The organism is Streptomyces sp. NPDC005262 (assembly GCF_042872425.1).
GTDB lineage: Bacteria > Actinomycetota > Actinomycetes > Streptomycetales > Streptomycetaceae > Streptomyces.
Map to the genome: position 1 here is coordinate 593,631 of NZ_JBIAKK010000001.1, position 13,953 is coordinate 607,583.

Consider the following 13,953-nt stretch of genomic DNA (forward strand, 5'->3'; position numbering starts at 1 on the left):
CACCGGTGGCACCACCCGGCACCACGCACGACGAGAGGCGATGAACAGACCATGGCAGCGGCAACGGCAAGGGCGGCAGTGAACAGGTCCCGGACGCGCGGCGCGGCTGTTGCCGCCGCCATCGGTCTCACCCTTCTCACCGGCTGCGGCTCCTCGGACGCGGGCGCCGTCCCGGACGGCTGGGGCAAGCTCGACACGAAGAGCCTGTCCGTGGGCTACCCGAAGGACAAGGGATACAAGGAGCAGCCCGCGGCCGACCGCAGCAAGAGCAACGCGGCCGTCGCGCTCAGGACGGAGGCCGGGCTGCGCACCGGCATGGTCTCGGTCCAGCTCGACTTCGCCACTGGCGTCGACGACGCGGGTGAGGCGGCCGCCGCGGCGGGCGCGGGCATCGGCCTCGGCGCGACCCGTAAGGCCACCTCCGATGTGCGGCTGGCGGGCGAGGAGACTGCCCGGGACGCGCGTCGGATCGACTACGAGTTCACCTCGTCCGGCCGGGAGCAGACGCCGGCGAGCGGCACCCGGATGACGGGGGTCGTGGTGGCGGGGGTCGACTCGAAGGACGTACCGTTCGCCATCCGGATCAATGCGGTGAAGGGCTCGCTGAGCGCGAAGGATCTCGACGCGTTCGTGGGGTCGATCACCGTGAAGTAGCCCGTGGAGGACTGGCGTTCATGAATGTTCTGCCCGGCGGCACCGCGACCTTCCTGCTGCTGTTCGGCCTGTTCCTCGGTGCGTTCGCCGTGCGGTCGGCGGTTCGGCTGGGCCGGGTACTGAGCCTGATCCGGCACGGGGTGCAGGTCGACGGCCGGTGTGCGGAGCGCCGCGTCGTGGACCGGGGCGCGGACCGGGAGCGTGGGTACGCGACGGAGTACGTGTTCGCGTTCCGCACGCTCGACGGCCGCGACATGGAGTTCGTCGACCATGCGCCGGGCCCGTTCGGCTTCGAGGTCGGGGCGCCGATCCGGGTCACGTACGATCCGGCGGACCCGGAGAAGCGCGCCACGGTGGCCGGACCGCGGGCATGGGGCCCGGTGCTGATGCCCGCGGTGTTCGCGGCCGTCCTGACGGTGTTCTCGCTGGGTCTGCTGTACGGGTTCGTGGCGATGCGGGGCTGGGTCTGAGGGCTGCGCGTGGGCCGTACGGGTGCGGCGTCCGGGTCCGAGGCCCGCACGGGCTCTCCTGGCGCGGGCCGGGGGGCCGCTACCGGCTGGGGACCTCGCTGCCGAACAGCATCCACGGCGACTGCTCGAACGACGCCACACCCGAGAGCTGCGGCTGCACCGCCGCCACCTCATGCCGTACGGCCAGCGTGTCCGGCCAACTGTCGAAGAGTGTCGTGCCGTTGACGATGACCCCGTCCCAGTCGGTCGCATCCGATGCCCCCTCCCGGTCGACCACGAAGCCGATGCAGAGCACGGAGGCCCTGCCGATCGCCTCCCTGATCGCGCGGACGGCCAGCTCCTGATCGTCCTGGGACAGCCCGTGGAGTCCGAATTCGAGAGCGACGACACCACCCCTCGTGCGACGGATGCGCGCGTACACCTCGGCGCCGCTCCTCACCCACAGCAGGAAGCGGATTTCGTCGAGCCGTTGGAGGCCCGCCACGGTCACCAACTGCTCCCAGGTCACCCGCGCCTGGGTGGCCGGCGGTTCGGAGCCGGGGCTGACCAGCGTGATACGGCCGGTGGCGGGGTGGTCGAGCCGCAGCCCCGCCGCGCCCAGATCCCCGAGCAACGACTCGGCATCGAGTCGGCTCCAGCCGAGATGGTACGAGTGGAAGAAACCGTCTTTCATCGACGCTTCACCTCATAAGAGTGTGGGGGCACCTCTTCGGATGTGCGTATGAGCACGTCGAATCGCCGCTCGGCGGCGGCAAGTCTTCAGCTCACGTTCGGTCGGTTACGAGCGTAATGAGCACAGCCGACGGGGGCGTGGGCCCACGGGCCCAGGAGCGGGCCCCAAAGCGGGCCCGCGCTCACCGCCGGGCCGGCGGCCGATGAGGACCTGAACGGCTCAGGCGACCGGCACGGCGGGTGTGGCGAAGAGCGAGGCGTCCCCGCGCTGGAACCTGTCCCGGACACCGGCGCTCGCCTCGTGCGGCACACCCGGCGGAACGGCACTGCCCTCGGAGAGGCGGTTGTGCTGCTCGGGTGGTGTTCTCCTTGGGGATCGAGTGCTTCCGCAGACCCGATGCCGTCGGCGAGCGGGGGGCCGTGTTCCACGACGGTGCTGTCGCCCGTGCGACCGCAGTCGGCAGCGACCGCCTCCGGGGCGTCGGCCCCTTCGTCGCCGCGCCACTGATCCACTCCGCCGCCGGTGCAGCGGAACCGGAGCGGACTCCTGGCGCGGAAACCCGCACCGCGCCGGGAGCGGCTCCCCAGCGCCCTAGCCGATCGTGTCGAGCCTGGGCACGATGCGCGCGGCGAGCTGTTCGGTGAAACTGACCGGGTGCCGGTCCGGCAGCACCTGTACGGCGGTGATGCCGAGCTCCGCGTACTCCTCGACGTCGGCGAGGAACGCATCGGTCTCGTCCAGGACCGGCCTGTTGAACATGAGGGTCTTCTCGATGGCGTCGTAGTCGCGGCGCGCCGCCGCGCAGTGCACCCGCAGTACGTCCAGCTTGTGGGCCACTTCGTCCACATCGGTGGCGAACAGGTTGCACGCGTCCCCGTACCGGGCGACCAGCCACAGCGTCTTCTTCTCACCGCCGCCGCCGATCATGATCGGCGGCCGCTCGCCGATCGGCTCCGGCATGCACAGCGTCTCGGCCAGCCGGTAGTGCCGTCCCTCGTACGGGCCGTTCTCCTCGCTCCACATCTGCAGACAGATCTGCAGCGTCTCCTCCAGCCGTTCGAACCGCTCCGCGACCGGGACGACCGGCACCCCGAGTCCGCGCTGCTCCCGCTCATACCAGGAGGCTCCGAGACCCAGCACGGCCCGGCCGCCGGACAGCACGTCGAGGCTGGTGACGATCTTCGCCAGCAGGCCAGGATGGCGGTACATCACACCCGTGACCATCAGGCCGAGCGTCATCCGCTGGGTCAGCGCCGCCACGTATCCGAGGGCCGTGTACCCCTCCAGCATCGGCTCGTCGGCCGTGCTCTGCGGGGTATCCATCTGGAAGTAGTGGTCCATCACGGTGAACGAAGCGACCCCGCCCTGGTCGGCGATCCGCGCCGCCTCGGCGAGCGTGGGCGCGATGAGCGCGGGGTCGGCGGGTTGCGAGTAGTTCCAGTAGTGCAGGCCGAGCTTCACGTCCACTCCTCCGTGCCGGAACCTCTGCGACGCCCCTGTGCAGTCCCTCGTCACGGTACGTGCGTCCGGGCGGGCAGGCATGGACGGTACGCCCGGCCGGGTGCCGGGGCCTCGGCACGGCCGTGCTTCGGAACCCTTGCGTACGTCGGCATGCTCCCCTGCATGCGGTAACCCGGCGCGCGCAGCGAGCCTCCTCCCGGAAAGCTGTTGGGCGTACGCACCTCACCGTTCCCACGGCGAAAGACAAAGAGGGTCTCCCTGTGCGTTTGCACCGAATGGCACTGTGGATCACGGTCCCTCTGGCCCTTCCTCTCCTGGCGGCACCGGCAGGGGTGACGAGGGCCGGAAGCGTGACGACGCCGGAAAGTCCCTCGGCGCAGCGGACCGGAACCGTTGCGGAGCCGGCCGGCGATTCCGCATCGCCGTTCCCCACCCTCGGAGCGACGTCGGTGGCATTCCCCCGCGTGGCGCGTCGGCCCGCCATCGTGTCGCGTGCGCAGTGGCGGGCCGACGAGACCAAGCGCGACGCCCATGCCCACTACGCGGGAGGGGTGACAGCGATCTTCATCCACCACACCGACACCCCCAACGACTACAACTGCGCGGACGTCCCGCTCACCCTGCGCAACCTGTACACGGGGCAGACCCGTGACCGGGACTGGGGAGACCTCGGCTACAACTTCCTCGTCGACCGGTGCGGCAACATCTACGAAGGCCGCGCCGGCGGGGTCGACCGCCCCGTCGTCGGCTCCCACACCCAGGGGTTCAACCAGGGCACCGCGGGGATCGCGGCGATCGGCACCTTCGGACGGGGGACGCAGGTGCCGGCACCCATGGAGCACGCAATCGCAGCCATCGCCGCCTGGAAACTCGGCCTGCGCGGTGTCGACCCCCGCAGCAAGGTGCGACTGACGTCCACCAACGACAAGAGCCGCTTTCCCAAGGGAACTTCGGCCGAATTCAACGTCATCTCCGGCCATCGCGACGGCAATGAGACCGACTGCCCCGGGGATGCGCTGTTCGCCCGGCTCCCCGCGATCCGGGACATGGCCGCCGAACTCCAGGGGAGGTCTGCAGGAGCACCGTCCGGTATCGGCGTCCCGGTGACCCTACAGAGCCTTCATCAGGGGAAGTAGCCGACGTCGGGCCCGGTCGGCACGCCTGGGGGACGCCTGGGGGACGCCGGCCGCGCGGCCCTCACCCGTCCGGGGCCGCCCGGCGGTGCGAATGGGTCCCTCCGTGTGCGTGGACGGCGGGGCTTCCACACGCTGAAAGGTGCTGCAGCCGGTGATCCACGGTGAGGGACGATGATCGTATCGGTGGTGTCGATGCCGGAAGGCATCGTTACTCATACACACGTGTCGGAGGCACGTGAGCGTCTCGCGGCATCCCGTTTTCTCATCGTGGACATCGAGCTGCCCGAGGAGGCATCGCCCGACGAGCAGCCGGTCGCCCACCAGCTCGGCCTGGAAGCCGAGGACTTGGCGTGGCTCGGCAGGGAGGGCGAACCCGTGCGGGCCGAGTTCCTCGGGCAGAGCGCCGGGTTCGTCGTGCCCGTCATCGAAGCGGGCCAGGTCATACATGTCCATGCCTTCGTGACCGAGCGGTACCTGGTCACCGTCCACCGAGGGCCGCTCGGAGCGATCGGGACCCTCACCGCCCAGTTGCCGCACGAAAGGCCCTCCGACACCGTGGCCACGCTCTTCCTGCTGCTGGAAGAGGCCCTGGAGACCTTTCGCCGCTCCGCCGTGCAGGCCCTGCTGGAGGTGGAGGACCTCGAGGACGAGATGTTCCAGCAACGCCGGCCCCAGCAGGTCTATCGTCTGGCCCGGCTACGACGGCGCGCGGCCCTCCTGCACCACTCGCTCCTGCCCTACCTGGAGGCGACGGACGAGACGTTGACGCGGAGGATGATGAGCGGCAGCTTCCCGGAGGAGCGGCAGAGGCTCGCCCGCTCGTACCAAAGGGCCGCCAGGTCCGTGCTCACGGACATCGCGTCTCTCCAGGACGCCTCCCGGCGAGCCTTCGTCAGCTACTCCTCCCTCGTGTCCGGCGAGCAGAACGGCGTGATCAACCGGCTGGCCATCGTCTCGACGATCTTCCTGCCGCTGTCGTTCCTGACAGGGTTCTTCGGCATGAACTTCACCTACATGACCGATGAGTTGGAGAGCAGGATCGTCTTCTGGCTGCTGGCCGTGGGGCTGCAGGCCATCGTCCTGTTCGTCGCCCTCTACGTGCTGCACCGCACCCGCCTCTGGCGGAAGCTGCGCGACGACAGTCCCGAAGACCTGTGAACCCAGGCACGGCCGCCATCGCCGGTTCCTCTACCGGCCCGCACCGGCCCACACCGTCCGCCGGTGGTCAGGCCGCAGTCGTGATGTTCTGCTGCTGCTCGAAGGAGCTCATCGTGCGCGTGAAGTCACGGGTGGACAACAGCAGCTTGTAGACGATGGCCAGTTCGAAGACCAGCAGCAGTGCCGCGCTGACGAGGGTGGCACCGATGATCTGGTCCAGGAGCGGGCCGATGATGAACACACTCATCTGGAACTCGATGCCACTGATCAGATGGGTGCGGATGCGGTGACGCAGCATGAACGAGCGGAACCGCAGGTAGCCAGGGAAGCGGTGACGGAACTCCTGCTGCAGATCGATCACCTGCCCTCGGGAGGCGGCGAGTGCCACTGGAGCGGAGGCCGCTGCTTCCTGCGCGGCGGCGCTGGTCGCATCGTGGTCGATGTCGGCCTCGGGGTTGTCCCGAAGCAGATCCTCCATGAAGGCGAGCTCTGCCTGGTTCTCGTCCCGACGAGCCGACCGGATGCGCGACTTGATCTGCTTGCGCATCGTGTGCCGGGTCTTGAAGATCTCCAGCGAGTTGATGTACCGCAGGCCGTCAAGGAAGACGACCACGGCAGCGAGCCAGACATAGATCATCTCGCCGGTGCGCTGGTACTGGCCGGCCATGAGGGCGACGGCGCACGCCATGACCCGTATCCGGTCGAAGATGTAGTCCAGCCAGGCGCCGAACACAGACCCCTGACCGGTGAGACGGGCGACCTTGCCGTCCATGCAGTCGAGAATGAAGCTCAGGTGGTAGAGCAGCGCGCCGGCGATCAGCCAGTACCAGTCACCCTTGGCGAAGCACGCGGCGGCAACCAGCCCCAGGATCAGCGCGCCCCAGGTGATCTGGTTGGGAGTGATGCGGGTGCGCCTGGCAACCAACCGCACCAGGGGTGTGGCCACGGGGTCGACGAGGAGCACGGTCCACCATGCATCGCGCTTCTTCTGCGTGATGCGACGCACCTCGACGAGGGGCGGTATGTCTCGATGCATGGCATGACTTCCTGAAGTTCCACTGATATTCACCTGAATTTAAGAAGGAGACGATCGAGATACAAGGCTTCACCTGTGCAACCTTTACCCGTCGGTAGGAGTCATGGAGCCCCGGCACATCCACACACGTGCACAAACGCGACCTCCGGCACCGCGCACCGCGATGCGGATACGTCCGGCCGCAGCCCGGCGACGCCTCTGCGGGATTTCATCCACGACATCGCACGTCGCCTCTGGGTGGAGTCCCCGTGCACGGCACCACTCGGGAAGAACCGTTCTGCGGTGAGGGAGCCGGCTGCTACCGACTCGGGGCGGACGATCAGGGCAACGTCTACATCGCACTCGTCGGCCGGGAACCCCACCACCTCACCGACAGCCACGAGGCGCTCCGGCAGACGATCCGCGACATCGAGGCCGGCAAGGCCGACCACCTGCTCCGAGGCCGCAGGCGCGGGCCGGTGCCGGTATGAGGCAACTGCGCACCGGCTATGCCACCGGCAAACTCACCACCCGATGAATGCGCGACGGCGCAACACCGGCGCCCCGGTCCGCTCGCGGCCCAGCGGCCGCCGTGGCCCCGTGCGGCTCGGTGTCGCCGCGTCGAGCGCATCGCGGCACACTGAAAACGGGCGTCGATCCGGCGCCGAGTGCTCCTCGGGACGGAGGTCACCACCTCACCTGCGGGATCATCGAAGACTCGGGGCGGTCACCCGCTGTCAGGATGAGTGATCGCCCCGACGGCCGACGGAGGTGCCTGGGCCGTGAGTGGCGACGCACTCATGATCATCGATGGTTCCGGTGTGATCACGGAGTGGAGTCACGAGGCCGCCTCCCTGCTGGGCCTCCCCGCGTCCGAGGTGCTGGGTCTTCCGGCGACAGGACTTTTCACTGTCGTCAAGGACGGTCATGGCAGGGAAGAGCTGCAGCTGAAGCGCCCGGAGGGCCACACTTCGACGTGTGAGCTGTGGGTGCGGCCGGTATTGAGAGACGGCGCCGTGGCCTGGGAAGTCGGGCGACAGCCGGCGGAGCCCGCGGGCGGGGACACTGCGGACGGCATCTGTGCCAGCCTGATCGAGGCCCTGTTCACCCAGTCACCCATCGGCTTGCACATCCTCGACCCCGATCTCCGGGTCGTGCGCGTCAACATGGCGACACGGGCCATGCATGGAGTGGCTCCCGAAAGCATGCTGGGGCGCGCGGTCGGAGAGGCTTACCCCATCTCGGACCCTGAGGCCATGGAAACCGTGGCCCGGCGCGTCCTGGACGGGGGACTGCCGTCGCTCGACCATTTGGTGCGCGTTCACTTCGAAGCCGATCACGGCGGGGAACGAGTGTTCTCCGTTTCCACCTTCCGGCTCCAGGACTCCCAGGGTGCAGTTCTCGGGCTCGCGATCTCCACGGTCGACGTCACCGAACGGGAGCGGGCGCACGCACACACCGCCGTCCTCGCGGATGTGCGCGAACGCGTCGGCCGTAGCCTCGACGTGGTCACCACCTGCCACGAGGCAGCGGATGTCCTGGTGCCCGGGTACGCCGACGTCCTCGTGGTCGAGGTGGTCGACGAAGTCGTACGGGGTGAGGACCCCCCGATCAGTCCACTCAGCCGGGATGTGCCGCTACGGCGTGCCGCCTTCCGCAGCCGTGTGGCGGAGCCCGTGCATCCGGAGGGCGATGTACGCACCGCGCCCTACGGGACCCCGTTCGGGCAAGCTCTGTCCGACCTGCGTCCGCGGCTCCTGGAACTGACTGCCGACTCTGCCTGGCTGGCGGCGGATCCCGAACGTGCCGAGGCCATCCGCGCGGCGGGAGCGCATTCGCTCATCACGGCGCCGCTCACGCTGCGCGGCACGGTGCTGGGGCTGATGAGCCTGTACCGCTGCGGACAGACCGAGCCCTACCGCGAGGACGATGTCGACCTGTCCCTCGAACTGGCCGCCCATACCGCGTTGTGCATCGACAATGCCCGCCGATTCACCCGCGAGCGGACCATCGCCGCCACGACCCGGCGCCGGCTGCTGCCCCAAGGCCCCTCCCCGCAGCCGGCCGTCGACACTGCTTGGCTCCGCCTCCCCGCAGACCGGGGTGCGAGCTGGTTCGACATCATCGCCCTGCCCGGCGCCCGTACGGCGCTGGTCACCGGCCACACGACCGGACAAGGAATCTCTGCCGCCACCACCATGGGGCAACTGCGCACCGCAATCCACGCGCTGGCCGCACTCGATCTGGAGCCCGACGAACTCCTCGCCAGACTGCACGACACCACATGCCGTCTGGCCGAGGAACGTGCGGCGCTCCCACCCGCCGATCCGCTGCACAACGAGACATTGACGGCTAGTTGCATCTACGGGGTCTACGACCCGATCACCCGCACCTGCACCATGGCCCGTGCGGGGCACCCCGCACCGATCCTCGTCCACCCGGAGGGCAGGACCGACGTCTGTGACCTTCCGGCGAGCCCCGTACTGGGATGCGCCGAGGACCTGCCCAGGGCTTCCACGGGCCTCGAACTCGCCGAGGGCAGCATCCTCGGCTTCTACACCGCGAGCCTGCTCCCGGAGTCGGCGACCGATCCCGGTCTGCTCCGGAGCGTCCTGAGCCGGTCCGACCGCTCCCTGCAGACCCTGTGCGACGACGTCGTCTACGCACTGGGAAACGATTCCCCGCGAGGCGACGCCGCGCTCCTCCTGGCCCGTACCTCCGGCATCGACCCCGACCACGTGGCCACCTGGAAGCTCACCCCCGACGCGACGGCGGCCGGCGAGGCCCGGGCCCTTGCCCGGAGCCGGCTCACCGACTGGCAACTGGGGGAGGAAACCATCTTCACCACAGAGATGATCGTCAGTGAGCTGGCCACCAACGCAGTGCACTACGGATCCCCGCCCATGCATCTGCGCCTCATCCTGGAGCGCACACTCACGTGCGAATTGACGGATGCCGGCAACTCCGCACCCCATCTGCGGCACGCGCGAGTCGGGGACGAAGGGGGTCGCGGGCTGTTCATCGTCTCCCAACTCGCCCATCAGTGGGGCACCCGCTACAGCCAGAACGGCAAGACCATCTGGGCCGAACAGTCCCTCCCGCCGCATTGACGGATCGGTGAGCGGGGAAGCAGGGCCGCTCCTGGACGAAAGGGACCGGTCGACGGCGCGCTCCTGGAGAGGGGCCCGGTGCACGGTCGCCCCTGATGACCTCAAGCACCTCGATGAGGCCTCGGCCGACCACGTGGCAGGCGTGGAACTGTCCAGCGCCGAAAGGGCCTTCGACGACACCCCGACCGGGGCCGAGTACTGCCCGCCACCCCCTGAGGCGCAACTGCTACGAAGAGGTCCCTTCGTGAGGAACACACGACCACGGTTGTCGCCCGGCACGGGGGGTCAGAGCCGACACCGGGCGGCGAGCGGTCGCCAAGGGCTTCGCGCTGCAACCGCGGACTCAGGCCCACGTGCGGAAAGTGTGGCCTTGCCTGGATTCGGGCGGTTCATGGCCGGCAAGTCTCTGCCATGGCAAGGACTTGCCTTCATCATGCCTTCTCGTCGGCGTTGCCGGCCGGTAGACCCGTGCCATGTCCTCCCCTTCCTTGTCTTCCGCCTTCCGGCGCAGACGCCGGCAGCTGTTCTCGGCCGCCGTCGCGGTGCCGCTGCTGGCGTCGGGGCTCGCAGTTCTGCAAGCGCCCGCACAAGCCGCTCCGAGCAAACCCACCGTTCCCGCCAAGCCCTCGGCGACCCACAAGGTCACCCTGGTCACCGGCGACGTCGTCACGGTCACCACGATGGCCGACGGCAAGCAGACCGCCGACGTCGACCGGCCGGACAGCGCCGTCGGCGGCGTAAAGATCCAGCAGATCAAGGGTGACCTCTTCGTCATCCCGGACGAGGCTGTGCCGCTGCTGGGTACGGACAAGCTGGACCGCCGGCTGTTCAACGTCACCGACCTGATCGAGATGGGCTACGACGACGCGAAGTCGGCCGCGGTGCCGCTGATCGCGACGTACGCCCAGCCGAAGTCCCGCTCGGTCGTCGAGCCGACGGCCCCCCGGGGCAGCAAGCTGACCCGCAAGCTCAAGGGCATTCGCGGTGCCGTGCTCAGCACCGAGAAGCGGCAGGCCCGCACCTTCTGGACCACCGTCGCGCCGCAGGGCAGCGCGAAGTTGGGCGCGGGTGTGGCCAAGCTTTGGCTCGACGGTCGCGTGAAGGCCGACCTCAAGGAGAGCGTGCCGCTGATCGGCGCGCCCGATGCCTGGGCGGCCGGGTACACCGGCAAGGGCGTGAAGGTCGCGGTGCTCGACACCGGCATCGACGTCAACCACCCGGACTTCGCCGGGCTGATCGACGGCACGGCCAGCTTCGTGCCGGGTGAGGGCGTCACCGACGTCAACGGGCACGGCACGCATGTGGCCGGCACGATCGTCGGTTCGGGCGCCGCCTCCCGAGGCGACTACAAGGGCGTCGCTCCCGGCGCCGACCTGTTCGTCGGCAAGGTGCTCGGCGGCGCGGAGGGCTACGGCCAGGACTCCTGGGTCATGGCCGGCATGCAGTGGGCCGCCGAATCCGGTGCGGACGTCGTCAACATGAGCCTCGGCGACTCCTACCCGACGGACGGCAGCGACCCGATGTCGCAGACCGTCGACGCGCTGTCCGAGCAGTACGGCACTCTGTTCGTCATCGCCGCCGGCAACGCTGGCCCGGAGAGCATCTCCGCCCCGGGCGCGGCCGCCTCGGCGCTGACCGTGGCCGCCACGGACAAGCAGGACCAGCTCGCGTCCTTCTCCAGCACCGGCCCGCTGGCCCACTCGGGCGGCATGAAGCCGGACATCGCGGCGCCCGGCGTGGACATCACCGCGGCCCGCTCGCAGGAGATGACCGACGGTGGTGAGGGCCTCTACCGCACCCTCAGCGGCACCTCGATGGCCACCCCGCACGTGGTCGGCGCGGCGGCGATCCTCGCCCAGCAGCACCCGGACTGGACCGGCGCGCAGCTCAAGGAACACCTGATGAGCACCGCGAAGGGCCTGGCCGACGGGTACTCGCCGTACGAGGTCGGCACCGGCCGTGTCGATGTGGCCGCCGCCGTGCGCACCACGGTCCGCGGCACCGGATCGCTCTTCTTCGGCAACTACACATGGCCGCACGAGCCGAGCGACGTCGCCGTCAAGAAGGACCTGACCTTCACCAACACCGGTTCCGCCGACGTCACGCTGAACCTGGCACTGACCGACGACGGCGGCCCGTTCACGCTGGGGGCCGGCACGGTGACCGTGCCGGCGGGCGGCACCGCCGCCGTCCCGGTGACCGGTGACCCGCAAGCCGCCTCGGCCGGCCGGCACGTCGGCTACGTGACAGGCACCGACGCGGCCACCGGGCAGCCGGTGACCCGCACGTCCGTGGCGCTGCTCAAGGAGGACGAGCGCTACGACCTGAACATCAAGCTGGCCGGCCGGGACGGCAAGCCCGCTGCCGGCTGGGTCACGATCAACCTGGCCGGCGACGTCTGGCCGTGGACGGTCTACGTCGACGGCTCGACCACGATGCGCATGGCACCCGGTCTGTACACCGTCGCGGGATACCTCGACGTGGCCGGCGAGAAGGCGGACCGCTCGGGTCTGGCCGTGCTGGTCGCCCCGGAGACCGTACTCAAGGGCGGTTCCGCGGACGTGGTGCTGGACGCGAGCAAGGCACGCCTGCTGCGGACCGAGGCTCCGCAGCGCACCGAGGACCGCCAGCGCAAGGTTGACTTCAACGTCCACTACAAGGGCCTCGACCCGTTCACGGACTACCGCAGCGCGTACGTGCTGCCGCCGACGTACGACGACGTCTACGTCGCGCCGACGAAGCCGATGACGCGGGGCGAGTTCCTGCTGACCACCCGCTGGCGCAAGGGCGAGCCCCGGCTCGGCCTGAGCACGCTGGGCGGCCGGCTCCGCTTCGAGGCAATGGTGCAGGCGGGCAGCGCCCTGGGCACCGCCACGGACAGGCTGGACGCGGTGTACGCCGGCAACGGCGCGGCGGCCGAATACAAGAAGGTGAAGGCCAAGGGCAAGGCCGTCGTCGTCGAGCGCAGCGACGAGGTCACGCCGCAGGAGCGCACCGAGGCCGCGGTCGCGGCCGGTGCCAAGGCGCTGATCGTGGTCAACGACGGTGTCGGTGCCCTGATGGAGTACGTCGGCGAGTCGGCCATCCCGGTCGCCACCGTGCACCGCGACGCGGGCAGGACCCTTGTCTCGATGGCCAAGGCCGGCTTCTTGAAGCTGACCGCGAAGCAGACCGAGTACACGCCGTTCGTCTACGACCTGACCCGGGACTACCCCGGCAAGGTGCCGGACCGGGCCCTGGTCTACAACCCGGCCAAGGGCGACCTCGCCCGGATCGACGCCCGCTACTACTCGGCCACGGACGGCAGGGTGGCGGAAGGCTACCGGTCCGACTTCAGCCTCAGCCCGTCGTTCAACTTCCCCGAGCTCGAATGGCACCCGGGCACCCGCACCGAATGGGTGACGCCGGGCCAGGTCTGGCGAGAGTTCCATGCGCAGGGCGTCGACGGAGACCTGCCGTGGGTGATGGTGTCGGGCGACAACACGTACGCCAAGGGCAGCACCACCCGTCTGGACTGGTTCGCTCCGGCGACCCGGCCCGGCCAGGGCGAGGCCTTCGGCGTGTACAACTCCCGCTGGCAGAACTACATGACCTGGAACGTGCAGGCATGGGCCTCGGCCAGCGACAACATGCGGCTGGGAGGCTTCCTGCCGTGGGGCGGGACGCCGACCCACCTGAAGGTGTTCCAGGACGACACGCTGATCCACGACAACCCGAACAGCACGGACATGCAGTGGGTGGAGGTGCCGGCGGGGAACCTGCCCTACCGCGCCGTCCTCGACGCCGAGCGGCCCGGTGACGTCTTCCGGCTGTCGACGCGCACCCACACCGAGTGGACGTTCATGTCCGACACCGTCGACTCGGACGTCTTCGAGCCCTTCTCGGTGCTGAATCTGGACTACAAGCTGGAGTCGGACCTGCACGGTGACGTCAAGGCCGGTGCGACGCAGAAGATCGCACTCAAGCCGGTGTCGACGGACCTCGGCACCGTGCCGGGCAACATCACCGAGGTGAAGCTGGACGTCTCCTACGACGACGGCGCCAGCTGGCAGAAGGTGACCCTGGCCAAGGGCGCCCGCGGCTACTGGACGGGTTCGTTCAGGACGGCCAAGAAGCGCGGCGGCTACATCTCGGTCCGCGCGAGCGCCGGGACGGACAGCGGCTTCGGCGTCAAGAACGAGATCATCCGGGCGTACGGCCTGCGATGAACCGCACTGCAGGGCCCCGGGGAGGCGACTCCCCGGGGCCCTTCCCGTCATATCCGCTCCCAGCAGGG

Annotated in this window: 10 protein-coding genes; 7 read left to right on the plus strand and 3 right to left on the minus strand. The window is 69.3% G+C overall.

Features of this window, described 5'->3' with window-relative positions:
- Positions 1–51 precede the first annotated feature (51 nt).
- Both ACFYP5_RS02580 and ACFYP5_RS02585 read left to right on the plus strand, forming a co-directional pair.
- Positions 52–654: a hypothetical protein gene (locus ACFYP5_RS02580; protein WP_389029554.1), complete on the plus strand. Its 603-nt coding sequence runs from the start codon at positions 52–54 to the stop codon at positions 652–654.
- Between the two features lie 20 nt (positions 655–674).
- Positions 675–1,124 (plus strand): DUF3592 domain-containing protein, encoded by a 450-nt coding sequence (locus ACFYP5_RS02585; protein WP_389029557.1) that lies wholly within the window; start codon positions 675–677, stop codon positions 1,122–1,124.
- 79 nt (positions 1,125–1,203) lie between these two features.
- On the opposite strand, the gene ACFYP5_RS02590 is transcribed toward ACFYP5_RS02585, so the two are convergent.
- Positions 1,204–1,797 (minus strand): hypothetical protein, encoded by a 594-nt coding sequence (locus ACFYP5_RS02590; protein ID WP_389029559.1) that lies wholly within the window; start codon positions 1,795–1,797, stop codon positions 1,204–1,206.
- A 591-nt stretch (positions 1,798–2,388) separates the two neighbouring features.
- Positions 2,389–3,258, minus strand: a complete 870-nt coding sequence (locus ACFYP5_RS02595) for an LLM class F420-dependent oxidoreductase (protein ID WP_389029562.1) — start codon at positions 3,256–3,258, stop codon at positions 2,389–2,391.
- A gap of 449 nt (positions 3,259–3,707) precedes the next feature.
- On the opposite strand from ACFYP5_RS02595, the gene ACFYP5_RS02600 reads away from it, so the two are divergent.
- On the plus strand, positions 3,708–4,394 hold the full coding sequence (locus ACFYP5_RS02600) for a peptidoglycan recognition protein (RefSeq protein WP_389029565.1): 687 nt from the start codon (positions 3,708–3,710) through the stop codon (positions 4,392–4,394).
- A 222-nt stretch (positions 4,395–4,616) separates the two neighbouring features.
- On the plus strand, positions 4,617–5,552 hold the full coding sequence (locus ACFYP5_RS02605; protein ID WP_389029568.1) for a CorA family divalent cation transporter: 936 nt from the start codon (positions 4,617–4,619) through the stop codon (positions 5,550–5,552).
- Positions 5,553–5,619: 67 nt separating this feature from the next.
- Here the strand turns inward: ACFYP5_RS02605 and ACFYP5_RS02610 are convergent, their stop codons facing one another.
- Positions 5,620–6,588 (minus strand): CDP-alcohol phosphatidyltransferase family protein, encoded by a 969-nt coding sequence (locus ACFYP5_RS02610; protein ID WP_389029571.1) that lies wholly within the window; start codon positions 6,586–6,588, stop codon positions 5,620–5,622.
- A 248-nt stretch (positions 6,589–6,836) separates the two neighbouring features.
- On the opposite strand from ACFYP5_RS02610, the gene ACFYP5_RS02615 reads away from it, so the two are divergent.
- The 3 genes from ACFYP5_RS02615 to ACFYP5_RS02625 all read left to right on the plus strand — a co-directional run bounded on the left by ACFYP5_RS02615 (position 6,837) and on the right by ACFYP5_RS02625 (position 13,885).
- On the plus strand, positions 6,837–7,058 hold the full coding sequence (locus ACFYP5_RS02615) for a hypothetical protein (RefSeq protein WP_389029574.1): 222 nt from the start codon (positions 6,837–6,839) through the stop codon (positions 7,056–7,058).
- 291 nt (positions 7,059–7,349) lie between these two features.
- A complete protein-coding gene (locus ACFYP5_RS02620) occupies positions 7,350–9,677 on the plus strand; it encodes a SpoIIE family protein phosphatase (RefSeq protein ID WP_389029577.1) in 2,328 nt (775 codons plus the stop codon).
- 473 nt (positions 9,678–10,150) lie between these two features.
- Positions 10,151–13,885 (plus strand): S8 family serine peptidase, encoded by a 3,735-nt coding sequence (locus tag ACFYP5_RS02625; protein WP_389029580.1) that lies wholly within the window; start codon positions 10,151–10,153, stop codon positions 13,883–13,885.
- Positions 13,886–13,953: the final 68 nt, after the last annotated feature.